This window comes from uncultured Thiodictyon sp., from assembly GCA_903837595.1.
Classification (GTDB): Bacteria; Pseudomonadota; Gammaproteobacteria; order Chromatiales; family Chromatiaceae; genus Thiodictyon.
In genome coordinates this window covers 1-25,697 of the sequence record CAILVI010000415.1, presented here as the reverse complement: position 1 = coordinate 25,697, position 25,697 = coordinate 1, and the positions used below count along the sequence as shown (strand labels likewise).

Sequence of the window (25,697 nt, the reverse complement as noted above, 5' to 3'; positions counted from 1 at the left end):
CGTGGCGGGCCAGCCGGACACCGCCATGGCGCGGCTGGCCATCGGCAGCGCGGACATCCACTACCGGCGCATCCCCTCCTTCATCAAGGCCTATTACACCTTCAAGAAGCTCGATGAGTTTGGCGATTCGCTCGCCAAGACCGGCAAGCTGCATCGGCGCAAGGGCGAGGAGCTGGACCCGGGCGAGGTGCTGCAGTTACTGGAGCCGTTGCATAAGGACGAGCGCGCCAGGTTCTTTGGCGCACGGATCTATGCGCTGGTGCAGGACTCCGCGGGGAATACGCAGACGGATATCGACCCCGAGCTGCGGGCCGTGCTGGATCTGAAGCTCACTGAATTCGACACCTATGTGGAGATGCTGGTGGCGCTGCGCGGAAAGTACCACCGCACCTACCTCATCCAATGCATCGACTCGCTGTTGATGAAGAACCGTCCCGGTGCGCTGATCGCACAGGGCCGCAGCAAGGGCGCGCCGCGGCGGTTCATCTTCGACAGCCGGCTCATCGAGGTGCTGCTCCAGCTCGCCGTGCTCCGCCAGGATACGCCCACCGGGGCCTTCTATACCGGGGAGCTGCGCATCGAAGCCCTGCTCACCTGGCTGCGCGAGCGCTATGGGCTGCACATCGACCGCCTGCCGCGCGGCGATGGCTTCGGGGCGCCGAGCATCGAGGACCGCGCGGCCCTGCGCCAGAACACCTCGGCCTTCACCGCCCGCCTGCGCGAAGTGGGTTTTTATCGCGACCTGTCGGACGCCTATGTCTCCCAGACGGTCACGCCGCGCTATCGGATCGACCCGCCGCCGGGCGGCCACGAGGGGACGCCATGAGCCAGGGACTCCGCACCATACAGCCGCACGACCTCGCCGCTGAGCTTGAAACCGAGCTGTTCCCGCGGCTCGCCGAGCGTCTGCGCGCGCGGGGCCGCGGCCATTGCATGCGGCTCACCGACCTGGACCGCGACCTCATGGTGCGGCTGTGCGGGCGGCTGCGCGCCGAGGTGCCCGAGGCGACGGTGGTCATCCTGGGCAACGGACATAGCACCACGCCGCCCCTGTTGACTGTCACCTCCACCAAGCTCGTGGAACTGCGCAACCCGCTGCCGGACGGGACCCTGCGTCAACAGCTGCTCGTGTTCATCCCCAATGACTTGCGCGCCGCCGCCGAGGACAGCTTCGGCGTCGCCACCTTCGAGGACGTGCCGGTGGGCGATGTCTACGCGCGGCTGCGGGTCCGACTACTGGAGGATTTGCCGGGGGCGGTCCGTGGGGCCCTGGCCGAGGGCCTGCGACGACTCGAGGGCGAGGCGGCATGGCCATTCGCCGATCCGTTGGCGATTGTGCGGTTCCTGTTGAGTGCCAAGTTGAACGGTGGCGACCCGGATGCCATCGGTGCCGGGCTGTTCGAGCTGGCCTTGATCCCCGACTTCGAGCTGTTCAACGACGCCACCAAGGCACCGGCGCGGATCGCACGCAACCGCGACAGCGTACGGGCGCTGACCTGGTCTGCGCGCTCCGAACGCGGCCGGGTGCTCGGGCTTGGGCTGAAGAAGGGGGCCTTCCAGGCGCAGCTCGGCGAGTTCCTGGTCGATGCCGGCGTTGAGGACCCCCGCGAGTGGACGCGGCGCATCGTGCTCGATCGCGCCTGCTGGAAGTTCGCCTTCCACCAATGGGAGTTCGAGGAGAGCAAAGACGACCATGAGTCGGTCTTCATCGGCAACGTCTGCGCTGACCTGCCGCTGGTCGGTGACGGGCCCGGCGAGGCGAAGCTCCAGGCGCTCAAGGCCGACGAGAAGGTGCTGGTCGTCGGCAAGGGCGGCTTGAGAAAGTTCAATGTCGGCTTCCAGGTGGACCCACACCCAGGCCGGGTCCAAGGGCTGGCGAAGTTCGTGGCCCAGGTGATCTCCAAAGAGACCGGACCGGTTGGGCTGGTGCGCAGCCGCAAGCCCTGGTCGGCAAACCGTCTCACGGCGACGATCGACATCAACAACATCCACAAGGTCGACTGGGAAGAGGGATGGCACTTCGTGCGTATCCTGGCCCAGACCGAGGATGGCGATCTCATCCCGCTGGTGGATGAGACCGGCCATCCGCTGCCCTGGGCGCTGGACGACGAGGATGCGGCCGTGCCGCGTTCCAATGAAAGCGACCTCTTCTATGTCGTCACCGAACTGGACGAACCGCCCCCGCCGCCGCAGCGCGCGGTGCAGAACGACCTGAGCCTCGAACACGCGCGCCTGCGTTTGCAGTTCAGCGCCGTCGCGGACGGGCGCGACCCCGGCAGCATCGCACCGCAAGGCGCGCGCTGGGCGCAGCGGCGGCCCGGACAGTCAGCCGGCTGCGAAATGCTGGAGATCGGGTTCGGGCGGGACGGGACTGTCCATATTCCCATCTCCCGCGTGCTCAAGGGGATCGAGCAGGCGATCCTGGCGGCACCGACCGGGCCCATGGGCTGGCGCGTCTGCGTGCGGATGGGGCAGCCAGACCAGCCCACCGTCGAAGAGGCCCGCTGGCCCGCCATGGAGGAATGCCGGGAGTTCCTCGCCGCACGCCAAGACTGGTTTGGCGCCATCCGCGCCGGGGTCGCCGAGCTCGTGACCCAAGGCGCGGATTTTCTGACCCTGCGCCCGCTGGCCGTGGCCTATGCCGATGCCTACCAGCGCCTGATCGCGGCACTGCTGCGGCGGGCCGAGGCCGGCGACAGCGCGCAGCGGCAAACAGCGCTCGGCGACCTGTGGCACCTGCTGACCCTCGACACGGTGACGATCGCGGTCATCGATCACCGTGGGCGGGGGCGCGAGGCTGCGCTCGTGTCCCCAACACACCCCTTGCGTGTCCTCTGGTTCGCCGCGTGGGCGCAGACGGGCGCGCAGTGGCTCGCCGGTGCGCGCAACGGCCCCAGTGAGTTCGTGAGTGCCACCCGCGACGCCCTGCTACGCCAACTCGTGCCGGTGGGCTATCCGCCGGTGTTGGCGACGCCCGGTGGGCCGTCGGTCGGTGGTCGGCTCATGACCCCCATCGACAACCTCTCGCCACATTGGACGCTCTATGCGCCGGCCCATGAACCCGATCCGCGCGGTCTGCTCGGTGAGGTCTGCGCTGCCTTCGCACTTCCCGAGCCCGGCATCGGTGGCGCCGTCATCGATGGTGAGTTCCTGGCCACGCGGGTGCAGCGCTATCTCATCCAACATCCCTATATCAGCACGCTGACCATCAATGCCTTCAATCCGGGCCGCGCCGGCGTGCTCGCGGAGATGCTGCTCGCGCTGCAGCGCCAGGGGGTCTTCGCTGATATCCGGTATGACCTGCGCCTGTTTGTCCCGGATGCGCAGGCCCCCGGGGTCGGCGAGGGACTGGCCGAGTTGCTCGCGCCGTCCGGCAGTCTGACGGGGCCGCAGGCCGATGCGTTCGCCACGCCCAGCGGCGACCATCTTCATCCCAAGCTCGCACTCAGTGTACGCGGTACGGCGGACTTCCGCGCGGAACCGGACCGCTTTGCCGCGCATCTGTCGTTCCTGTTCGATCTCTTTCCCGCCGGGGAGGTGGGCGCGACCACGGCGTCGCTCCGGGAGTCGGCCGCCCCGGTGCATGGGCTCCTGCAGGACTATCACGTCGAGTACCAGGAGGACGACACGACCATCGCCTGGCGACGGACACCGCGCCATGGCAACGCCCGGCCCTTGGGCGGCTGCGAGGAATTGACGGACCTGCTTTCATCGCTCCCCGCGGTACTCTCCAATGCGATCTGCGCGGTGGCCACCGGTCAGGGGGGCCTTGGCCTGCGTCCCGTCATCGCCCTCACGCTGGATGCGGCCGAGCGGGCACTCTTGCACCAGGTCCACGAGGTCAGCGACTGGGTCCTGACCCTCGACCGCAATATGGGCATCGAGTTCTTCGACCATGGCGGCCGCCGCGATCGGCCCGATTATCTGATCGACCACTCCGGCGCTGTCGGCGCCTCGCTTGGCCACCGGCTCACGATCACCTCGCGCTCGGTCGCCGAGCTCGAGGCAATGCTGGTCCCCGTGCTGGCGGACTATGGCCTCGCGTCCGAGGGGCGTCACGCGGTGGCGGTCCTCGATCAGCTCCGCTCGTTGTCGGGCCGACTCGCGCTGAAGCTCATCTCGGCGCCGGCGCAGCGGGCGGAGGCCCTCGGGCTCGCACTCTCACGGCTCTACCTGGAACATCAGGGGGCATTCCAGAGCCAGATTGCGGTCCCGCTCGACGCCCATCTGGAGCTGTATCACTCGCTCAAGCAAGTGGCGGATGAACTCGGGAACGAGTTGAGCTTCAAGCGCTCCGATCTCGGCCTGTTCGACCTGAACGCGGCGGACCGGACCATCACCTGTCGGCTCGTGGAAGTGAAATGCTATACCGCGGTGGGCGACCTCGCCGCCTATGCGGCCCTCAAAGATCGGATTGCCGCCCAGATCGCCCAGAGTGAGGCCGTGCTGGGGCTGCACTTCGACCCGCACCGCGCCACGGCCGATCGGGCCGATCGGCTGATCAAGACACGCGAGTTGGTGGCGTTGCTGGAGTTCTATCTGGAGCGCGGCGTGCGCTACGGGATCATGGATGAGCCGGCCGCCGAGGAGGCGCGGTTCCTGCTTCGCACACTCGAGGACGGCTATCGCCTGGCCTTCACCCGCAGCGCGCTCGTGTTCGACTTCGAGAAGGAAGGGACCGCGGTGGATCACGAGCAAGGCATCGAGTTCCATCGGGTCGGTTCCAATCTGATCCGCGAGCTCATCGAGGCGGCTGCGCCGCCTCCCGAAGAACAGTCCGCCTCTGTGCAGGTACTCCCGCCCGAGGCGACGGCAGCACAGCGCAGCCACGCGCGGCTTGACCGGCGCCGCGCTCGTACACCGAGCATCCCAGCGCTCACGGCCGCCGCTTTCCTTGGCCCGAGTCGCGAGCGAACGGTGTCATGGGAGGCGTTCAGCACGTCCCGACGGGAGGACGACAGCAGTCCCGCGGTCACCGTTCCCGCCGTTCTCGAGATACCGGCCGTGAGTGAACCGGACGTACTCGTCGTGGAGCCGCCGGCACCTCAGTCTGTGCCAGCGGAGCCGTCCATAGCCGAACGGCCGGTACCACCGTCTACGCCCGCGAGTGGCCAGTCGGCCGCCACCCCCCAGGCGCATCCGCCGGCCCCGGTTGCCCAAACCCCGGGCGAGGCCGCGCAGGGCGGTGGGCCGGCCTATGACGTGATGCTTGGCGTCACCGGCGCTTCGCCGCAATATGGCATCCTTGGCGAGGCCTTAGGTCGGACCGTGGCACTCGATCTCAACCATACCCATACCATCAGTCTCTTCGGCGTCCAGGGCGGCGGCAAGAGCTACACCCTGGGGACAGTGGCTGAGATGGCGTCGCTGCCGATCGAGGGCATCAATCGTCTGCCGCAGCCGCTCGCGACCGTCATCTTCCACTACAGCCCGACCATGGACTATGCGCCGGAGTTCACCTCGATGGTCGCCGCGAACACCGACGCGGCGCAGGTCGCGCTGCTGCGCGAGCGTTACGGAGCGCAGCCGCGGGCGCTCTGCGATGTCTTGCTGCTGGTCCCGGCCGACAAGCTCGAGGAACGACGAGCCGAATACCCCGGCATCGAGGTCCGCCCGCTCCAGTTCGCCGCCGCCGAGCTCCAAGCCAGCCACTGGCGCTTCCTGATGGGGGCGGTGGGCAACCAGGCCACCTACATTCGCCAACTCAACCGGATCATGAAGCAGCTCCGGGACGACTTGACGCTCGCCGGGCTGCGCCAAGGCATCGACGATTCTCATATGCCGGACCATATCAAGGAGCTGGCACGCGGCCGGCTGGATCTCGCCGCGGAATTCATCGACGACAACACCCATCTGGGCGAGGTCATCCGCCCTGGCCGGCTCGTGATCGTCGATCTGCGCGACGAGTTCATGGAGAAGGACCAGGCACTCGGGCTGTTCGTGGTGTTGCTCCAGCTCTTTGCCGAGGTCACCTTCGAAGGCCGCAAATTCAACAAACTCGTGGTGTTCGACGAGGCCCACAAGTACATCGAGAGCCCTGACCTGGTGGCCGGTCTCGTCGCGGTCGTCCGCGAGATGCGGCATAAGGGCACCAGCATCATGGTGGCGAGTCAGGACCCGCCGTCGGTGCCGGTTCAGCTCATCGAACTCTCGACCCAGATCATCCTGCACAAGTTCAACTCGCCGGCATGGCTCAAGCACATCCAGAAGGCCAACGCCGCACTGGGCGGTCTGACGCCGGAGAAGATGGCCCACCTGCGCCCGGGCGAGGCCTTTGTGTGGTCGAGCAAGGCGACAGATGAGGCATTCTGCAAGGGCGCCATCAAGGTGCGCTGCCGGCCCCGCGCGACCCAACACGGTGGGGCAACGAAGACGGCGGTAACGGCCATGGCGCTCGAAAGATGAAAGAGGCGGGCGCCTTGGCCGTTACCCCACCCCGCCCTCCCCCAAAAGGGGAGGGCGAAGTGGAGCGCGCTCCCGGCGCGACTTTTAGCGCAACGGATTGAGATAGATCGCCCTATTTCCAGCACCCGACATGGTATGCCGGAGATAGGTTCTCCTATCTTGGGCACCCGGCATTATAGCTTGGTGCATATCCCGATGACTTCCGGACACTCGGCGTTGTATCTTTCCACATATCCCAATGATCTTCCGGCACCCGGCATCGTATCTTTTTACATATATCAATGATCTTCCGGCACCCGGCATCGTATCTTTTTGCATATATCAACGACTTTCCGGCACCCGGCATTGTATCTTTTTACATATATCAATGACTTTCCGGCACCCGACGCTGAGTGTCCAGGAACCGTCATTGTATGTCTCAACATTGATCGCCTTATCTCCGGCACTCTATGGTGTATCTTCAGACATGCATCGTTCTATCTCTGAAACTCTCTGTCGTATCTCCAAACATATATTGCCCTATCTCTGAAGCTCTCTGGCGTATCTCCAAACATATGTTGCCCTATCTCCGACGCTCTCTGGCGTATCGCCAAACATAGGTTGCCCTATCTCCGAAGCGCTCTGGCGTATTGCCAAACATATATTGCCTATCTCCGAAGCTCTCCGTTGATGTCCAGGCATGCATCGTCCTGTCTCGGGACATCTCCGTTAGTGTCCAGACATGCATCGCCCTATCTGCGGCGCGCGTCGTTGTGTGTTTTGACATCGTCGGCCTATCTCGCAATGCCAGCGACCGATGTCCACGCTGGATCATTTCATCGCGGACATCGGTCGCTTAGCGTTCCAAACAGGATCATCCGACCGCGGCTGCCACGCGTCGCTGCGACGTACAGCGCTCGGATCAAGTCCGGCCGGCCCCATCAAGCGGGGGCGGCAGCGGTCGTAGGGATCGAAGGGGCGGCCTTCTTGCCCTTGTGGGAAAAACGGCGACCAAGGTCGTTCAGGCTATCTTCCAAGGGTCGGACCGTGGAAAAAAGACTATCTGACGCAAAAATTGATCGAAGAACTAGGTCTTGCCATCGGCGGCAAAGACGGTCAGAATGCCGTTTTTGTGCAGTGCAGCAAACGGAGTGGCGCCCTCATGCGTGACCGTGACGGTTGCCCGCCGGTAGTCCCGTTTCCCGATCGCACCGCGGGGCCGTAAACAGGCCTTGGTCATCGTCCCGGCCAGCGGTGCTGCGTCCCCAACCGGAGGTCGAGGCGTCAGCCGGTGGCGGCCCCCGACAGACTCAAGGAAAATCAATCGGCTCTGAAGGCCTGACCGGCTAAAGCCTCGACCTCCAGTGGCCTGTTGAGCTTACCGAAATTAACCAAATCCACCTGGAGGGCGGGGGCGCGATCCCCCGCCTTCCTTCCAGGCTTTTGCCCCATGACACGAAAGGCTCGTGGCGATCTATGAACTACCAGGCGTGCGTGTGCAATTTCTGTGGTACCGGTTGCGGACAATTTCTCAAGACCGACGGCAAACGGGTCCTGGGCGTCGCCCCGATCGTCAACCACCCGGTCAGCAAGGGCAAACTCTGTGTCCGCGGCTGGCATGCCAACGAGCTGCTCAACACCAATGAGCGGATCACCACACCGCTGATCCGCGAGAACGGCCAGTTGCGGGAGGCAAGCCTCGAGGAGGCGATTGCGCTGGTGGTGCGGCGTCTGGGCGAGTTCAACGGTGCGGCCGACGCGGTCGGCCTGCTGGCGTCCGCGCGCTCATCCAACGAGGACGGCTTTGCGCTCAAGCGGCTGGCCCGCGAGGTCTTCAACACCCATCTGCTGGGCGTCGGGGCCGAGGCCGGACACCGCAACAGCATGGATGCGCTCCGCCACGCCTTCGGCGACCCCGGCGCGGTCGGCGACCTGACGCGGATCGACCAGGCCGATTACATCCTCATCGTCGGGACCGACATCGCCCGCCAGAACCCGGTCATCGGCGGCAACCTGCATGCCGCGCAGCGCCGCGGCGCGCGGGTGGTGAGCCTGAGCAGCTCCAGCACCCAGATGGCGAAGCTCTCGACCAAGCATTTCCAGCAGAACCCGGGCACCAAGGCACTGGTGCTGAACGCCCTGGCCAAGGCCCTGCACGCCCTGCGCACGGTCAATCACGTGCGCCATGCCGATATCGACCGGCTGCCGAACTACACCCAGTATGTGAATGCGTTGCGCACCATTTCTTCGGTGGCCTTGGAGGCCGCCAGCGGCATCCGCTACGAGGAGATCGAGGAGGAGGCGCAGATCCTGGACGCGGCGCGCTCGGTGGTCATCCTCTTCCCGTCCGGGATCTCCGGACTCGACAAGCGCACCATCGAGGCCATCTGCAATCTGGCCGTGCTCACCGACCGGATGGACGAGGCGCATTCGGCGCTGATCCCGGTGGCCGGCATCAGCAACCTGCAGGGGAGCTTCGACATGGGGCTGTCGGGCGAAATGGGGCACAGCGTGTTCGGTGCCCTGGCCGCGCCCGAGTCCCCGCTGCGCGCGCTGTTCGTCGTGGATCACGACGACGGCATCATCCGCGACCGCGAGCGCATCGCGGCGCTGGATTTCGTCGTCTATTGCGGGGCGTTCCGCAATCCATTCATGGAACTGGCCGACGTGATCCTGCCGCTGACCGCCTACAACGAGTCCGACGGCACCTACACCTGCGCCGACCGGCGCGTGCAGTTGACCCGCAAGAACACCGACACCCCCGGCGACGGCCTGCCGGGCTGGCAACTCTTCCAGGCCATCGCCGCACAGGCCGGGCAACCGGACTGGGGCTGGCGCGGCGCCTCCGAGGTCTTTCTGGCGATTGCCGACAGCATCCCGGCCTACCACGACCTCACGCACCATCGGCTGGCCAAGGGGTTCGGCTTGCACTGGGACCACACCGCCTTCCCGACGGCCGGCAAGATGCGGTTCCACGAGGTCCAGATCGATTACCCGAAGTCGCCGACCTGCGAGGAATTCCCCTTCGCACTGATGGTCGGCAAGGGCCGGCATTTCTGGCACCAGAACAACCTGATGCGCAAGACACTGATTCCGCGCCGCGAATACGACCAGACCCTGCTGCTCTATCCGCACGGCTATGTCGAGATCTGCCCGCAGGACGCCCAGAAGCTCAAGGTCAGGGACAAATGGATGGTGCAGCTCACCTCCAGCACCGGTACCAGTATGCGGATCGCGGTCAAGGTGTCACCGAATGTGCAACACGGGACGGCCTACATCCCCTATTTCATCAAGAACATGATCTCGGATTTCCTGATCCGGTATGACCACGCCTTTTCCGCCGGTGAAGAGAGCATCATCCCGGTTCGGATCGAAGAAAAGTGAGCGGAACGCTCGAGCCTATTGCCATGTATTTATTGACGACGCAAGAGATCAACGACCTCGCGCGGGAATTGCAGCAAACGCACGCGGTCTATGGACCTCAGGTGCATGCCCAGACCGGACAGGTTTTTTTCGATCTGCTGGAGGATACCGATCGACTCGATCTCGACGCGGCCATTCCGTCCATGCCGGTCAAGGAGATCCTGTTCCCGCAGATGGAGCGCATCCTCAAGTACAGCTATGACAGCCAGGCGCAAAGCGTCACCCTGGAAAAGCTGTATGGCGAAAGGCCCAAGGTACTCTTCGGTCTGCGTCCCTGCGATCTGGCCGGCATCGCGTGTCTGGACCGCTTTTTCCTCGGGCAGGAGTTCGTCGATGACGTCTATCTGGCGCATCGCCGGCAGAGTCTCCTCATCACCAATACCTGCACCCAGCCCTGGGACCAGTGCTTCTGCGTGTGCACCCACACGGGGCCGGCGGCCGATGAGGGCTTCGATCTGGATCTGACCCGGCTCGCCGACGGCTATCTGGTGCAGGTGGGCAGTGACAAGGGCCAGGCGCTGGCCAAGGCCCACGGTTGGAAGACGGCCGAGCGCGGGCGCTTGGCCGAGAAGACGGCGGTGGTCGACCGTTCGATCTCGCTCTTCCCGGAGTTGGCCAAGGACAACAAGGCCTGGATCTCGCGCGCCATGAATCGGATCACCACCGGCTTCGTCAAACACGAGGTCTGGGAGCACATCGGCGAGCAGTGCTTTGAATGCGGGGCCTGCTCCTTTGTCTGCCCGTCGTGCAGTTGCTTCAACATCGAGGACGTCACGGTCTGTGGAGAGGACTGCGAGCGCCTGCGCACCCGCGACTCCTGCTCCTTCTCGGGCTACACCCGCATGGCCGGCGACCACAATCCGCGCGCGCCGGTGGAGGACCGCCGCAACAAGCGCTTCTTCTGCAAGCTCTCCTATACCCAATCGAAGAAATATCTGCGACCCGGCTGCGTCGGCTGCGGTCGCTGTCAGGCGGTCTGCCCCGGCGATATCGGCCTGCCGAATGTCGTCCAATACATCCGTCGCGAAACCACGCAATAGTCCACGCCCATGACCCATCCACATCATCATCCCGAGGCGTGCCGCGAGACCGGTCTTTGTCCAATCGTCACCTTTCCGCAAGTCGTCACCATCGACGCGATCAAGGACGAGGCGCCGGAGGTCAAGACCTTCTATCTGTCCTTTCTCGAGGCGGAGGTCGCGCAGCAATTCCGGATCAAGTCGGGCCAGTTCATCATGTGCACGGTCTTCGGGGCCGGCGAGTTCGCCGTCTCGCTGCCGCCCAGCCCGGAAAATGACCGCTTGCACATCACGGTGCGCTGCGTCGGCAAGGTGACCCATGCACTACACGCCCTGCGCCCCGGCGATAAGCTGGGCGTGCGTGGCCCCTTCGGCAACGGCTTCCCGTTCGAGGCCATCAAGGGCAAGAACATCGTCTACGTGGCCGGCGGCATCGGCCTGATTCCGCTGCGCAGTTCCATTGTGCATGCACTGCAGCATCGCGAGGACTTCGGGCGGATCATCCTGCTCTATGGGGCCCGCAGCGCGGGCGACCTGCTCTACCAGCCCGACATCGAGGAATGGAAGAAAATCGACGGTTTTGAATCATTCATCACCATCGACCGCCCCGAACCCGGCTGGCAGGGTCAGGTGGGCTACGTGCCCAATCTGATCGAAAAGGCCCAGGTCCCGGTCGAGGACACCGTGGCCTTCGTGTGCGGGCCGCCGGTCATGTTCAACGCCGTCATCGCCCAACTGCTCAAGCGCGGCATGAGCGAGGACGACATCATCTCCACCCTGGAGCGGCAGATGAAATGCGGTATCGGCAAGTGCCAGCACTGCGCCATCGGCCGGACGCTGGTTTGCACCGACGGACCGGTCTATACCTATCACCAGATCAAGACGCTGGGCGAGGTCATATGACCGCGCTTGTCCAGGAATTGCGGCAAATCCTTGCGCAGCCGACCTGCATCGTCGGCGTCGGCAACCCCTTGCGCAATGACGATGCCGTCGGTGCGCTGATCGTCGAGCGTCTCGTACCAGAGATGGCCGCCGCCGCGCGCCACACCGTGATCAATGCCGAGGATGTCATCGAGAATTATTGCTTCAGCATCGCCGACAGCGCCGTGCGCAACGTCTTGATCATCGATGCCGTGCAGGGCCATGGCGCTGAACCCGGCTCAGTGGTGCTGGGCCGGCTGGAGGACCTGGAAGCGGCCGGCGGCGGCTATTCGACGCACAAACTCGCCTTGTCCACGACCGCCAGTGTGTTGCGGCACCACGGCAAGGCAGTCTGGCTGCTCGGTATCGTCGCTGCCGATACGGATTACGGGACAGCGGTCAGCCCGGACATTCTGACCAGCGCTGAAGCGGTCATCGACCTGATCAGACGCACAGCAACGGGTTCCATCCAGCGCCCTCGTGACACCGCTCCAGCGGTGTCACGCCTGTGTCAGGCGCTCTGCGCCCCGAATTCCGCGGCACCGATGATCAACGCCGACCTGGTCAGCGCGCACAGCAAAGAGTTCTAAATGATGGTTTTCACGATCTATGATGGTTTGTTCGCCGGGCTCCTGCTGCTCCTGGCCGCGGCGTTCATCACCCCGCTCTTCGCCGCCAAGCGCACGCTCGCCGGTAGCCTGAATTTCGCCTTCTGTCTGGCGGCTGGGGTCCTATTCGCATTGGTCAGCATCGCGGTGCTGAGCGGTGGCGCACCGGCTGAACCCTTCGTCCTGAAAGTGGGGGCACTCGCCATCCCCTTCCTGATCGACGGCTTCTCGGCGGTCTTTCTCGGGCTCATCGCCCTGATGTCCACCCTGACCGCCTTCTACTGCATCGGCTACATGGAGATGGAACACTACCGCCACTATGGTCTGGCCGACTTCCTGCGCAGTTTCCCGGTCTTCATTGCAGGCATGGCCGGCATCGTCACGGTGGATGATCTCAGCACCGGTTTCACCATCGCCTGGCAGATGATGACCGTCGCCTCCTTCTTCCTGATCCGCTTCGATCACCACGACCAGGCCATCACCCGCAGCGCCAACAAGTATCTGTTGCTGATGGAACTGGCCTGGGTGGCCATCATTGCCGCCGCGGCGTTGATCCCGCATGCTGGTCTGGGCACGCCGCTACATGCGCTCGCCGAGGGTCTCGGCAGTGCCGACACCGGCTTGCGCACCCTGAGCTATGGCCTGCTGCTGTTCGGCTTCGGCATGAAGGTCGGCATGTTCCCGCTCGGCCAGCTCTGGCTGCCAGATGCACACTCATCCGCGCCCTCCCCCATCAGCGCCCTGCTGTCCGGTGTGATGATCAAGACCGGCGTCTATGGCATCGTCCGCACCCTGTTCTGGATGGTCCCGGAGCCTGCCCAGCACCTTGAGGCCCGCCATCTCGGCCTGATCCTCGCCGGCTTTGGCGTGGTCACGCTATTCATCGGAACGGTGCAGGCGCTCAAGCAGAACGATGCCAAGCGCCTGCTCGCCTACTCGTCGATCGGCCAGATGGGCTATGTCCTGCTTGCCATCGGCACCGCCCATTGGTTCGTGCTGAGCGGCAATCCGCTGCTGCAATCGCTGGCCGTGCTGGCGCTGATCGGCGTGCTGTACCACACCACCAATCATGCGCTCTTCAAAGGACTGCTGTTTCTGAGTACCGGCAGCGTCCAGTACGCCACCGGCACCAAGGATCTGGACCAACTGGGTGGTCTGCTCAAGCTGATGCCGATCACGGCACTGGTCGCCGCCATCGCCTGTGTCAGTATTGCCGGCATTCCCGCCTTCAGCGGCTTCGCGAGCAAATGGGCCATCATCGCCAGTGGTCTGCTCGGCGGCAAGAGCGCCGGGGTCATTGTACTGTTCGGCGTCATCGCACTGATGACCAGCACCATTACGCTCGCCCTGACCGTAAAGTTCTACGGCATGATCTTCACCTCCGCCGGTGTTGAATGGAGCCACAAGGGCGGTGTGCGCGAGGTCGGACTCGTCATGCTGTTGCCCATGGCACTGATCGCGGCGATCTGTCTGGTCCAGGGGTTCTTTCCCGGGTTCTTCATCGAACTGTTCGTCCGGGTCTTCGCACATTCGGAAGGGTCATTGGTGCAGGCGCTGTTTGCCGATCCGGCGACCCAGGCCTCGCTCACGCACTCCTGGGCCGGTGTCGGCCTCACGCTCGGTGGACAGCCGGTCGCCTTCGTCATGCCGCTGGCGCTGCTCGCCATGCTCACCGTCGCCGGCCTCTTCGCCGCCTGGCTGCGGCGCGCCGGTGGGGCCGAACAGCGCCAGGCACCGGTTTGGCTCTGTGGTTACCAGACGCTCAACAGCGCCAACAGCTATACGAGCAGTCACATCTTCGCGGCCTTCAAGAACTTCATGTGGTGGACCGGCGGCAATGTGCCCCGCGCCTCAAAGGTTTGACCTACAAACAGCAGTTCTCACACGGAGACACAAAGGACTTAAGATGAGAAAAGAGCTTGAGGCACAACTGGCCGCGCAGCTGCGCGATGAAGTCGTCTGCGTCGAAAAGACCGACCAGCGGACCATCTTCATCGACGTGAAGCGCGAGGCCATCCGCCGGGCGGTGCGCATCGTCACCGAGGCCGGCGGCCGTTATATGTGCGGGGTCGGCTACGACAACATCGCCCGGGATGGCACCCTCGGCATGGTCCATACCTTTTCGATGGACCACAACGACCACTTCATCTGTGTCCGCACCAAGGCGCCTGCGATCGACCCGGTGATGGAGTCGATCACGCCCGACCTGCCGTCCGCCGGCTGGTCCGAGCGTGAATTCATGGACATGCTGGGCATGCAGTTCACCAACCACCCCAAGCCCAAGCGGCTGGTGCTCTCCGACGACTGGCCCGCGGGCATCTACCCGCTGCGCAAGGAGGTGCCGTACGACCTGGTGCCGCCGGGTGCGGAGGACGTCGCCTATCAGCTCGACGAGGCACCGCCCGGGACCAAGATCGTCCCCATCGGCCCCTTCCATCCGAGCCTGCACGAGCCCGAGCACTTCGCCGTCTATGTCGATGGCGAGACCATCAAGGGCTGTGACTATCGCGGCTTCATGACCCATCGCGGGATCGAAAAGCTCTGCCAGACCCAGGTCAGTTATAACGAGGTGCCGTTCATCGCCGAGCGCATCTGCGGCATCTGCGGTTCGGTGCACGCCACGGCCTTCTCACAGGCGGTGGAATCGGCCGGCGGCATCAAGATCCCGCGGCGCGCCGAATACATCCGCACGCTGATGCTGGAGATCGAGCGGATCCATTCGCACCTGCTGTGGTTGGGGGTCGCCGGTCACCTGATCGGCTTCGACACCGTCTTCATGCAGGCCTGGCGGGTGCGGGAGCAATTGATGTGGCTGTGCGAGCGCCTCACCGGCAACCGCAAGACCTATGGCATGGTCCTGATCGGCGGCGTGCGCCGGGACATCACCCCGGAGATCGCTGAGGACATCCGCCGCGTCGTGACCAACATCGAGAAGGAGTTGCGGGTCATCCATCGGGCGATCGAAAAGGATAGCTCGATCCACAAACGCACCAAGGGCGTGGGCACCATCACCAAGGAGGACGCCATCGCCTGGGGGCTGATCGGCCCGGTGGCGCGGGCGCGCGGGGTTGATATCGACGCCCGTCGCGACCATCCTTACGCCGCCTACAACGACATGAAATTCGACGTCCCGGTGCTCACCGATTGCGACGTCTGGTCGACCCTCGTCGTGCGGGTACTGGAGACCTATGAGGCGATCCGGATCATCCACCAGGTGCTGGACAAGCTGCCGGCCGGTCCGATCTTTGTCGAATTAAAGGACAAGATCCCGGCCCTGCGCCACGCCATCACCACGGTGGAGGCGCCGCGCGGAGAGTCGACTCACTATGTCATCACCGGCGAGGACAACCGTCCGGACCGCTGGCGGGTGCGGGCGCCGACCTATACCAACCTGCAGGCCGTGCCGCTGATGCTGCTCAATGAACAGTTCGGCGACTTCCCCATCATCATGGGCAGCATCGACCCCTGTTTCTCCTGCACCGACCGGGTGGCAGTGATCGACATGGCGTCGGGGAAGGCCCGTTCGATGACCAAGCGCGAACTCGATTTTATGTCGCGCGAACAACTGCAAAGGGGCTGACCATGAATCCGACGACCGAATACGCCTGGCTGCTGGTCGGTACCAACCTGCTGCTGTTCCTGATCGTGGCGCCGCTCTTCGAGGGTATCGTGCGGCGCGTGGCGGCGCGGGTGCAGAGCCGTCAGGGGCCGCCGCTGTGGCAGCCGCTCTACGATGTACTGAAACTGCTCGGTAAGGAAAACATCGATGCCACCGGCATACTGCCGTTCCGCCTGGCACCGCTGGTGGCGCTGGCGTCCATCCTGTGCGTGGTGGCCATCCTGCCGGTCGCCGGCCGGGCGACCGCGCTCACGCCTTACGCCGACACCCTGTCCGTGATCTGCCTGCTCACCCTGGGTGGCGTCGCGGTACTGGTCGGCGCCTTTTCGGGTAAGAACATCTTTGCCCTGATCGGCGCCAGCCGTGAGATGACGACCATGATCATGGTCGAGCCCATCCTTTTCATGATCCTGCTGCTGGGGGTGCTGAAGACCGGCAGTCTGGATCTCACGACGGTGCTCTACGGTACCCCGGCGGGTCATTACGGCTGGGCGGGCCTGGTCATGATCGTGGTCGCGCTCTTCGCCTTACAGGCCTTCGTCGGGCGCCAGCCATTCGACATCGCCGAGGCCGAGCAGGAGATCCTGGGCGGCCCCTTCATCGAGTACAGCGGCCCCAATTATGCCCTGTTCAAGTACTACATGATGATCAAGCAGATGTTCTATGCCTATCTGCTGATCGCCGTCTTCGTCCCGGTCCTGCATTCCGGGCTATTGGGGGTCGACCTGATCGCACAGATGCTCCTGACCGCGGTGGTGTTCCTGCTCATCGGACTGCTCGCGGCCACCCATCCGCGCTTTCGCATCGACCAGGCGCTCAACTATTTTGCCGGCCTGTTCGTGCTGGCACTGGGCGCCGTCGCCGGCGCCCTCTTTGGCTGATGCTCCGGGACAGAGACCAATCACATGTGGCTAACCAGTAAAATCAAACAGATCCTGATGGTCATGAAGCCCGGGATCGTCACGCTCGATTACCCGGGGCAGCCGGCACCCGCGCCCGCGGCCTTCCGTGGTCAACCCGTCTGGGACCATCACAAGTGCCTGGGCTGTGGCGGGTGCGCCAACCATTGCCCGGCGCGCTGCATCCTGACCCGCGATGTCTGCCAGGAGTTGCGCGTCATGCTCTATGACGGCTCGCGCTGCACCTACTGCGGGCGCTGTGCCGACGTCTGTCCGGAAGACGCCATCACGATGAGCAACAACTTCCAGACCGCCTGTGACGACAAGAACGATATCACCACCCGCATGGAGCTCTTCATGCTGACCTGCCAGCGCTGCGGCCGCTGCTACGAGATGGAAAAGACCAATGTGATCGACCGGATGGAATTGCGGGGCTTCCGCTATGATAACCTGGAGAGCCGTGCACTGATCCGGCAGACGACGGACACCTTCTCGCCAGAGGCGTTGGCCGCCACCGAACACCATCAAAGGCCAAGCCGCTAGGAGTTGAACATGCTGAAGAACCTGTGCAAACGAATGTTCAAGCGGTCGGTCTGGGTCTATCACTGCAATACCGGCGCCTGCAACGGCTGTGATATCGAGATCCTCAATATCCTGACGCCCTATTACGATGTGGAGCGCTTCGGGATCAAGCTGGTCGCATCCCCACGTCATGCGGACGCGATGCTGATTTCAGGTGCCGTCACCCGCCCGACGCTGCCGCTGGTGAAGCGGGCCTATGAGGCCATCCCGTCCCCCAAGTTGGTCTTTGCCATCGGCTCCTGCGCCAGCGGCGGCGGCGCCTGGTTCGACAGCTATAACGTCACCGGTGGGGTCGATAAGGTACTGCCGGTCAATTATTACATCCCCGGGGGCCCCTCGCGCCCCGAGGCGATCCTGTTCGGGGTGGCACTCGCGCTCGGCATGGTCGAGAAGGAGGCCGCCCCGATTGAACTCAAGCAGGTGGAGTTCCCGATCGACATGTACGAGCGCAACGAGGCCTGGGAAAAGCGCAATGTCATTTACGAGCTGCTGAAGTAGCGGCCACCCGCGACCCGGAGTCCCATAGAGTGCAAAAAATATTGCTCGTTGACGATGACACGGACCTCCTGCGTGACCTGGAGGCGGTCCTCACCGCGCATGGCTATCAGGTACAGCAGGCCCATTCCGCGGCCGCGGGCCTGCGCGCAGCACTGGCCTACCGCCCGGATGCCATCATTCTCGATGTAATGATGGAAAAGGATACCTCGGGATTCGAATTCGTGTACCAGTTGCGCAGTGAGCGCGAGGCCTCGCGCTATAAGGAGATCAAGGACACGCCGGTCATCTTCCTCACCGCGATCAATCAGGCCACCAACTTCCGCTTCTCGCTCAACGAGCAGGCAAGCTTTCTGCCGCCGACCCATGCGATGCTGACCAAGCCGGTGCAGATTGAGGTCCTGCTGGCTCGGCTCAAGGAATTGCACTCGGAGGTCCCAGTGCTATTGCCAGCCCGGCTGGCGGTGGCGGCAACGCGGCAGTCTGATTCGGAAAGTTGATGCATGGCCGACCCGACTCACCTCCTGCTGCTTGATCACGACCTGAGCATCCGCCAGCGTTACGCAACGATCCTGCAGGAGGAGGGCTGCGTGTGCGAGTCCGTGCTCACCTGCCAGGAGCTGCTCTGGCGTCTCGGCCACCCGGGGATCGATGGCGTCATCGCCAGTTCCATGGCGCCCGGGCTGGAGGGACTGGATCTGGCGGGCGCGCCCGGCCCCGCCCCCTGCCTGCTGCTCTTTTCCCTGACACCGGCAAGCGGGGCACAACGCGAACCGTGTCGCCCCGCCAGTTGTCTGTGGTTGCGCCAGCCGGTCACCGACAAACAATTCCGGATCGCCCTGGAGATGGTCTTCAGCACCGCCGCCAACGTCGGGGAGCGGCCGCACCTCGACGAGGCGGCGGTGCTGGCGCACGAGTTCAGAAGCCCGCTGGCCAGCCTGCGGACGACGGCGGAAACGCTGCACAAGGGGTATTACGGTGCGCTGTCGCCGTCCCAGCAAACGGCGATCGAGAGCATCGAGCGCAACAGCGGCTATCTTCAGGACACCATCAACTGCGTCGGCCACATGTACGAGCTTGAAAACAAGCCGATTGCCGTCGTCGCAGAGGCCGTTGAACTCGTGACCGAGGTCGTCGCGCCGATCCTCGGGCGCCCCGAGTACCGCGACAACCGCACAGGCATGCGCCTCACCCTGCACGCCCCCGAACCGTTGCGGGTCACCGGTCATCGGGGGCTCTTGCGCATCGTGGTCAAGAACCTGATCAACAACGCCATCAAATACGGTCACCGGGATACTGAAATACAGATCAGGATCGAGCAGGCCGGCCGGCAGGCCCTGTTGTCGGTCCGCAACGAGGGCATCGGCATCCCCGCGGCCGACCTGGGACGGCTGTTCCAACGTTTCGGCCGGCTGCGGCTGCCGGGCAGCGAAGGCATCAAGGGTTCCGGCCTCGGCCTTTATCTCTGCCGCCGGATCGTCGAATTGTTTGGCGGGACGATCGTGGTGCAGTCGCAAGCAGGCAAGTACGCCGAGTTCAGGGTGTTCCTGAACCGAGCGCGATAAAAACCGGCCCGTTGCATCGTACGTTTCGCGGCTACGGTGACCGCGCTGCCATCGCTGTTCTTGACCGACCCTCGGGTCCGGGCCGCGGCCGACAGGAGGAACTGTTGGGGCCTGAAGCACACCGGCACGGGGTCGATGGCGCCAGTATGCTTCTGGGGGTCGCTCAACCACAAGCCAGACAGCTAAGCGTGATGGGTTAGGCCTGTGCGGTTGCTACATTAGGGTCGGATTTCCCACGGATGCGTGACCACCGGGCACCATTCACCTCATCCCGAGCCCCCTGTTTTTCCACTTGCCCTGCACCAAATGACGCATTAATCTTCACTGTCATGGATGAACTCGCCACACCTCAGGACCGCTGTGTTCGTGAAAACTCCAGGTGGTTGGCGATTGCCTGCCATTTCTTGCGTCAGCACCTGGTCGCCACACTCCTGTTCGAGATCGACGTCACCACCCTGGAGATGTTTACTTTCCAGATTATCGGGAATAAAGATCCGAAAATAGCTATCGCATAGGTAGAGTTCAAGAGGGAGAGGTTGTCGTCCTTCTTCAGTGCGTCGGCATAGCGGCGCAGGGTGATCGGGATCGGCAGCCGCTCGTCCTCGTGGTACTGGAACGCCTCGCCATCCGGCCGGTGGCCTTAGCGCCGCTGGAGTGCATCGGAACGGCCCGCCAGAGCGAGAAAACGCAGCAAGGTCGTCTTGCCGGAGCCGGGGTCGCCCAGGATCACATGGTACCCCCGCGAGCAAGCAGACCCTGCGGGTCGCGGCGGGCGACGGCGCGGTCTTCCTCGTCCGCCCCTTCCGCGACCACGGAGAGTGGGATGAAGATGTTCTCCATCGACACCGTGCGGGCCGCTTCCTGCTTGTAGACGGACATGCCGACGAATTCGATGCGGCCGTGCTCGTTCTTCAGCGCCTTGTCGTAGCGGATACGCTGCTGCTATATGGTCTTGCGACGGGTGGTACCGTCCGCGAAGAGTCTGGGTAGTCGTGTCACTGACTAAGAACAACGGTTTGCATGAGTGTAGAAAACGATGCCAGATGCCCCTTATAACCTTGATTGCGGCCACGATGAGGTCCTGGTGGCCGTTGCGACGAAGGGCGATGGGGCCATCAGCCAGCACTTTGGTCACGCGCAGGCCTTCCCGGTCTATGCCGTCGGTCCCGCCGGGGCCCGTTTGGTCGGTGTCCGCACCGTGGAGCACTATTGCCAAGGGGGCTTCGGCGCTGAGGACAAATGGGACCTGATACTGCGTGCGCTTGCGGATTGCGCCGCGGTCTTCGTGGCCCGCCTTGGCGATGGCCCCCGCGCCAAGCTTACCGGTGCGGGGATCGAGCCGGTCGACAGCTATCCTTTCGAGGCTATTGAGCCATCGATCAGCGAGTGGTTCGGCGCCAATCGCGACCAACGGCCCAGCCGATGATGGGCGGCTATCCCTCTGCCGGCGATATTGCTATGCTCACAGGACTTCCCGCAAACCCTCAATGCCGGACACCGGCGCCCGACTGACCCATGAAAATCGCCATCGCCACCAAAGACTTTACCCGCGTCGCCGGCCATGCCGGCCAGGCCCGTCACTGGCTGCTGTATGACAGCGAGGCCCCCGCACCCGAGCCGCTGCGGATCGAACTCGAAAAGGCGCAGGTCTTTCATCACTGGGAAGGCGATGGCCCCCACCCGCTGGACGGGGTTGCGGTCATGGTCGCCGGCAGCGCGGGGGAAGGCTTTCGCCGCCGGATGGGCAAGCGGGCCGTCGACGTGCTGCTGACCGGCGAGCCGAACGCCGGTCGAGCACTGGCCGCGGTGCTCAAGGGCGAGGTCCTGCCCGACCCGACCTTCGACCCCAGCGTGCTGGTGTGCCGGTTGCGGGATCTTTTTTCCAAGCACTAGCGGCATCGCGGCGTCATCAGAACATCACGGCGACGGCCTCGCCGCGCCGCTCGCGCGCTTTGGTCTGGGCCAAAATCGCGATATAGATCAGATCGAACAGCGAGCACAGAAGTCCGATCACGAGGATGAATCGGTTGGGACCGTTGAAGCCCTCCCCGCCCAGTACACCGAACAGAATCGTCGGCGCCAGGGTACCCACCCATTTGCTCACCGCAATCGTCATGCTTTGGCCGGCGCTGCCGCCGCGCTCGACCAGCATGCCGATAAAGAGCATCGACATCAGCAAGTTTTGCAGGAAGGCGCCATACGCGCCGCCGACGCTGCGCCCGAATTCAGCAATGAAGGCGTGCTGGATGACAAAGGCGACGCCCAGACCCAGCAGGCTCCAGAGCATGAACCAACAGGGCCGCAGGTGCTGCGGGAACCATTGCCTGCCATAGCGGAAATAGGTATAGAGAATACCGCAGTCAAACAGGAACCAGACGGCATTGATCCACACCTGAAGTACCGGCCCCATCTGCTGATAGCCGAGTACGGAATGCAACAGCTCCCAGGCGAAATTCAACGCCAGTGCCCAGAACGGGATGGCATAGGTGCGATCACGCAATCCTAGTCGGATGCCATCGAGATAGACCAGCGTCCAGCAGGCGCCGCACAGCAGCACGAGGAACAGTGGAAATGCGGCAAGGTTCATGAGGTCAGCCGGCGTCCTTTGAGCTCCGCGCATAGACATCCTCGAAGCGCACGATGTCGTCCTCGCCCAGATAGCTGCCGGACTGCACCTCGATGATCTCCAGCGGGATGGTCCCCGGATTCTCCAGCCGGTGGGTGCTGCCGACCGGAATATAGGTGGACTGGTTCTCGGTGATCAGGAAGGTCTTGTCGTCACAGGTTACGCGGGCGGTGCCGGAGACCACCACCCAGTGTTCGGCGCGGTGGTGGTGCATCTGCAGTGACAGTGACTCGCCGGGCTTCACCGACAGGCGCTTGACCTGATAGCGCGCGCCCTGCCCGATCGACTCGTAGGCCCCCCAGGGGCGATGCACACGCTGGTGGTGGCGGAACTCGTGACGCCCCGCGTGTTCCAGGTATTGGGTGACGGCCTTCACGTCCTGGGCGCGGTCCTTCTTCACCACCAGCACGGCGTCCGGAGTCTCGACGACGATCAGGTCGTCCACCCCTACCACGGCCACCATGCGGTGACGGGCGATCAGCAGGTTGTTGTTGGCGTCATGGACAAAGGCGTCGCCATCCAGCACATTGCCGGCGGCGTCCTGATCGCTCACCTCCCACAGCGTGGACCAGGCGCCCACGTCCGACCAGCCGACCTCCAGCGGGATGACGACCGCCGGCGGACCCTCGCCCGCCCCCTCGCCGGTCAGGTGCTCCATCACCGCATAGTCGATCGAATCGCTGGGACAGGCGGCAAACGCGGCAGAGGCGAGACCAAAGAACTGCCCGGACAGGTGGCCTTCCGCATAGGCGTGCGCGGCGGCCTGGGCGATGTCGGGGCGAAAGCGCTCGATCAGGCTCAGCCAGAGTGACGCCTTGAGGACGAAAAGGCCGCTGTTCCACAGATACTCCCCGGAGGCCAGATAGCGTTCGGCGGTCGCCACGTCGGGCTTTTCCACGAACGCATTGAGCCGGTAGGCAGTGCCCGCCAACGCCTCGATCAGCTGGGGCGGCTGGAAGACATCGCCTTGGCGAATGTAGCCGTAACCCACCTCCGGCTTGTCGGGGACGATCCCGAAGGTGACCACCGCGCCCTGCTCAGCCAGGGTGAAACCATCGGCCACCGCGGCCCGGAAGGCCGGCTCGTTGCGGATCAGATGGTCCGCCGGCATCACCAGCAGCACCGGGTCCGCACCGTCGCGCACCGCCGCCAGGGCCGCCACCGTGAGTGCCGGGGCGGTGTTGCGCCCCTTGGGCTCCAGGATGATCGCCCCCGGGGTTCGACTCATCAGGCGGAACTGCTCCGCGACCAAAAAGCGGTGCGCCTCGTTGCACACCACCAGCGGATCGACCAGGCCGATGCCGCGCCGCGGGTGCTCCTGGTCCAGCCCGTCCAGGCGCCGCACCGTCTCCTGGAGCATGGTGTGCTCACTGGTCAAGGGCAGAAACTGCTTGGGATAGGCCTCCCGCGACAGGGGCCACAGACGGGTGCCGGAGCCGCCGGAGAGGATGACTGGTTGCAGGAGCATGGTGTCGATCTACCTGGGCCGTTGCCCGCATGACTGGGTATGCGATTACAGCAACCGCAGTCGCATCGCGTCAACCCGGATAGATGGCGCCGAGGCCGGGCGGTGTCGGCACGGTCCCGTCGGAGCGACCCCCAGGCCGCGACGCGCGGGAGATTGCACCCCAGCGCAAGCCCTGAGGTGCCAATTGTCCGGGTGGCCGCCCCGCGGTCTGTTTCTTCTCCCCAGAGGTTCCTTTTTCCGCCACCAACCCCCACTGTCTTAGGCCAATCAAGTCGAGCGGTCGCACCTGGCGCGACCGACAGACCGTCACAGGAGGCAGTCACCGAATGTCAGAAAAACCTAAACTCTCCAAGATCCTGGCCGAAGCCCGCTACGCCGCGACCTTCGAGGCGGAGTCGGAGGAGGAGGTCTACGACGCGCCCAAGGAGGCCTTGGTGCGCTCCATGCTGCTGGCGATCGGGGAAGACCCGGGCCGCGAGGGTCTGCGCCGCACCCCATTGCGGGTGGCCAAGGCGATGGACTTTCTGACCAGCGGTTATCAACTCTCGCCCGAGGAGATCATCAAGAAGGCCCTGTTTGCGGAAGACGTGAAGGAGATGGTGGTGGTTCGCGGCATCGAGTTCTATTCGATGTGCGAGCATCACATGCTGCCCTTTTTTGGTCACGCCCACGTCGGTTATCTGCCCAACGGTAAGGTCGTTGGCCTGTCCAAGGTCGCGCGGGTGGTCGACTGCTTCGCGCGGCGCCTCCAGGTCCAGGAACGGCTGACCAATCAGGTGGCCGATGCGCTGTTCAAGCATCTGGGCGCCCACGCGGTGGCGGTGGTCATTGAGGCGAGCCACACCTGCATGATGATGCGCGGGGTGCAGAAGCAGCGCAGCACCACCGTCTCCAGTGCCATGCGCGGGTCTTTCGAGACCGATCCACTCAGCCGCGCCGAGTTCATGTCCTTTATCCGCAATTAAGGTAAGGCGCGTGGTGCGCAGGTACGTGCCGGTGCGCACGCCCTGCCCGCCTCGCCCCGGCCCCGCGGACGCTCGCCACTGCGCTAGAATGCAGCCCCCGACCTGCCGCCCCTGGAATCCCCTGACTTGAACCCGCTTAAGCGTCTCGCGTCCCAGACCGCCGTCTACGGGGTCAGCAGCGTCCTCGGGCGCTTTCTCAACTATCTGCTGGTGCCGCTCTTCACCTACACCTTCGCTCCGCCGGAGTACGGGGTGGTTGCGGAGTTCTATGCCTACATGGGCTTCTTCGCGGTGCTCCTCACCTTCGGGCTGGAGACCGGCTATTTCCGCTTCCGCGCCGGTGGCGAGCAGGCACCAAAGGTGGTCTATGCCACCGCGCTGCGCTTTATGGTGATGGCAAACATCGGTTTTGTGCTCTTCGCCTGGTTCCTGCGGCAACCGGCGGCGGATCTCCTGCGCCACCCACAACACAGCGAATATATCTGGTGGTGCGCCGCCATCCTGGCCCTGGACTCGATCGGCGCCATCGCCTTTGCCAGGCTGCGGGCGGAAGACCAGGCGCTGCGCTTCGCGGTCATCAAGGTGTTGGAGATCGCGCTCAATGTGGGGCTCAACCTGGTCTTCATCCTCGTACTGCGGGCGTCTTTCGAGACCGACCCCGCGAGCTTCCTGGGCCGGCTGTGGGACCCGGCTATCGGCGTCGGCTATGTGTTCATCGCCAACCTGGCGGCCAGCGGGCTCAAGCTCCTGATGTTGGCACCGCAGTTCCGGGGCGGACTGCGGGGGTTCGATGGCGCACTCGCCCGCCGCCTGATTCGCTATTCACTACCGATGGTGGTCATCGGCCTGGCGGGGATCGTCAATGAGATGCTGGACCGGGCGGCGCTCAAATATCTGTTGCCGTTCGACGATGCGACCAACATGGCGCAACTCGGCATCTACAGCGCCTGCTACAAGCTCTCGATTCTGATGACGCTGTTCATCCAGGCCTTCCGCTATGCCGGAGAGCCCTTTTTTTTCGCTCACGCCAAACGCGCGGACGCCGGCCGCACCTATGCCACCGTACTGAATTGGTTTGTCATCTGCTGTGTCTTCCTCTTTCTGCTGGTCACGCTGTTCCTGG

General features: G+C 64.1%; 21 protein-coding genes. 18 read left to right on the top strand and 3 right to left on the bottom strand.

Annotation, left to right across the window (positions count from 1 at the left end; all coding sequences use genetic code 11):
• The 14 genes from QZY44_RS24960 to QZY44_RS24895 form a co-directional block, all read left to right on the top strand.
• Window positions 1–826: hypothetical protein (locus QZY44_RS24960; RefSeq protein WP_295454524.1), on the top strand; the 826-nt coding region annotated here is incomplete at its 5' end.
• Entirely contained in the window at window positions 823–6,405 is a 5,583-nt protein-coding gene (locus QZY44_RS24955) for a hypothetical protein (RefSeq protein ID WP_295454521.1), read from the top strand. The genes QZY44_RS24960 and QZY44_RS24955, both read left to right, overlap by 4 nt.
• 1,455 nt (window positions 6,406–7,860) lie before the next feature.
• A complete protein-coding gene (locus tag QZY44_RS24950; protein WP_295454519.1) occupies window positions 7,861–9,768 on the top strand; it encodes a molybdopterin-dependent oxidoreductase in 1,908 nt (635 codons plus the stop codon).
• Window positions 9,769–9,791: 23 nt separating this feature from the next.
• The gene (locus tag QZY44_RS24945; protein ID WP_295454517.1) at window positions 9,792–10,847 is read left to right on the top strand and encodes a 4Fe-4S dicluster domain-containing protein; all 1,056 of its coding nucleotides are present in this window, start codon (window positions 9,792–9,794) and stop codon (window positions 10,845–10,847) included.
• 9 nt (window positions 10,848–10,856) lie between these two features.
• On the top strand, window positions 10,857–11,729 hold the full coding sequence (locus tag QZY44_RS24940) for an FAD/NAD(P)-binding protein (RefSeq protein WP_295454514.1): 873 nt from the start codon (window positions 10,857–10,859) through the stop codon (window positions 11,727–11,729).
• Window positions 11,726–12,337, top strand: coding sequence for a hydrogenase maturation protease (locus tag QZY44_RS24935; protein ID WP_295454511.1), 612 nt, complete (start codon window positions 11,726–11,728; stop codon window positions 12,335–12,337). The genes QZY44_RS24940 and QZY44_RS24935 overlap by 4 nt, the downstream gene beginning before the upstream one ends.
• A complete protein-coding gene (locus QZY44_RS24930) occupies window positions 12,338–14,218 on the top strand; it encodes a proton-conducting transporter membrane subunit (protein ID WP_295454509.1) in 1,881 nt (626 codons plus the stop codon).
• 43 nt (window positions 14,219–14,261) lie between these two features.
• Complete coding sequence (locus QZY44_RS24925; RefSeq protein ID WP_295454507.1) at window positions 14,262–15,935, top strand: NADH-quinone oxidoreductase subunit C; 1,674 nt, start codon at window positions 14,262–14,264, stop codon at window positions 15,933–15,935.
• Between the two features lie 2 nt (window positions 15,936–15,937).
• Window positions 15,938–16,855: a complex I subunit 1 family protein gene (locus tag QZY44_RS24920; RefSeq protein WP_295454504.1), complete on the top strand. Its 918-nt coding sequence runs from the start codon at window positions 15,938–15,940 to the stop codon at window positions 16,853–16,855.
• A gap of 24 nt (window positions 16,856–16,879) precedes the next feature.
• Window positions 16,880–17,416, top strand: a complete 537-nt coding sequence (locus tag QZY44_RS24915) for a 4Fe-4S binding protein (RefSeq protein ID WP_295454502.1) — start codon at window positions 16,880–16,882, stop codon at window positions 17,414–17,416.
• A gap of 9 nt (window positions 17,417–17,425) precedes the next feature.
• On the top strand, window positions 17,426–17,953 hold the full coding sequence (locus QZY44_RS24910; protein ID WP_295454500.1) for an NADH-quinone oxidoreductase subunit B family protein: 528 nt from the start codon (window positions 17,426–17,428) through the stop codon (window positions 17,951–17,953).
• Window positions 17,954–17,982: 29 nt separating this feature from the next.
• Window positions 17,983–18,450 carry a response regulator gene (locus QZY44_RS24905; protein WP_295454497.1) on the top strand — a complete coding sequence of 156 codons (468 nt, stop codon included), beginning with the start codon at window positions 17,983–17,985 and terminating at the stop codon, window positions 18,448–18,450.
• 3 nt (window positions 18,451–18,453) lie between these two features.
• Window positions 18,454–19,515 carry a HAMP domain-containing sensor histidine kinase gene (locus tag QZY44_RS24900; RefSeq protein ID WP_295454495.1) on the top strand — a complete coding sequence of 354 codons (1,062 nt, stop codon included), beginning with the start codon at window positions 18,454–18,456 and terminating at the stop codon, window positions 19,513–19,515.
• Window positions 19,516–19,844: 329 nt separating this feature from the next.
• Window positions 19,845–20,030 (top strand): hypothetical protein, encoded by a 186-nt coding sequence (locus QZY44_RS24895; protein ID WP_295454493.1) that lies wholly within the window; start codon window positions 19,845–19,847, stop codon window positions 20,028–20,030.
• A 211-nt stretch (window positions 20,031–20,241) separates the two neighbouring features.
• Here QZY44_RS24895 and QZY44_RS24890 read toward each other — a convergent pair whose 3' ends face one another.
• Complete coding sequence (locus tag QZY44_RS24890) at window positions 20,242–20,394, bottom strand: hypothetical protein (RefSeq protein ID WP_295454490.1); 153 nt, start codon at window positions 20,392–20,394, stop codon at window positions 20,242–20,244.
• A gap of 157 nt (window positions 20,395–20,551) precedes the next feature.
• Here QZY44_RS24890 and QZY44_RS24885 point away from each other — a divergent pair, with 157 nt between their 5' ends.
• Together QZY44_RS24885 and QZY44_RS24880 are read left to right on the top strand one after the other, a co-directional pair.
• Window positions 20,552–20,941 carry a NifB/NifX family molybdenum-iron cluster-binding protein gene (locus QZY44_RS24885; RefSeq protein WP_295454488.1) on the top strand — a complete coding sequence of 130 codons (390 nt, stop codon included), beginning with the start codon at window positions 20,552–20,554 and terminating at the stop codon, window positions 20,939–20,941.
• A gap of 89 nt (window positions 20,942–21,030) precedes the next feature.
• Window positions 21,031–21,408, top strand: a complete 378-nt coding sequence (locus QZY44_RS24880; protein ID WP_295454486.1) for a hypothetical protein — start codon at window positions 21,031–21,033, stop codon at window positions 21,406–21,408.
• Window positions 21,409–21,424: 16 nt separating this feature from the next.
• Here the strand turns inward: QZY44_RS24880 and QZY44_RS24875 are convergent, their stop codons facing one another.
• Window positions 21,425–22,102 carry a hypothetical protein gene (locus QZY44_RS24875; protein WP_295454484.1) on the bottom strand — a complete coding sequence of 226 codons (678 nt, stop codon included), beginning with the start codon at window positions 22,100–22,102 and terminating at the stop codon, window positions 21,425–21,427.
• A gap of 4 nt (window positions 22,103–22,106) precedes the next feature.
• Window positions 22,107–23,609, bottom strand: coding sequence for a mannose-1-phosphate guanylyltransferase/mannose-6-phosphate isomerase (locus QZY44_RS24870; RefSeq protein ID WP_295454482.1), 1,503 nt, complete (start codon window positions 23,607–23,609; stop codon window positions 22,107–22,109).
• A gap of 326 nt (window positions 23,610–23,935) precedes the next feature.
• Between QZY44_RS24870 and folE the strand changes: the two genes are divergently transcribed.
• A complete protein-coding gene (gene folE, locus QZY44_RS24865; RefSeq protein ID WP_295454480.1) occupies window positions 23,936–24,574 on the top strand; it encodes a GTP cyclohydrolase I FolE in 639 nt (212 codons plus the stop codon).
• A 126-nt stretch (window positions 24,575–24,700) separates the two neighbouring features.
• On the top strand, window positions 24,701–25,697 hold a 997-nt coding region (locus tag QZY44_RS24860; RefSeq protein ID WP_295454477.1), incomplete at its 3' end, for an oligosaccharide flippase family protein.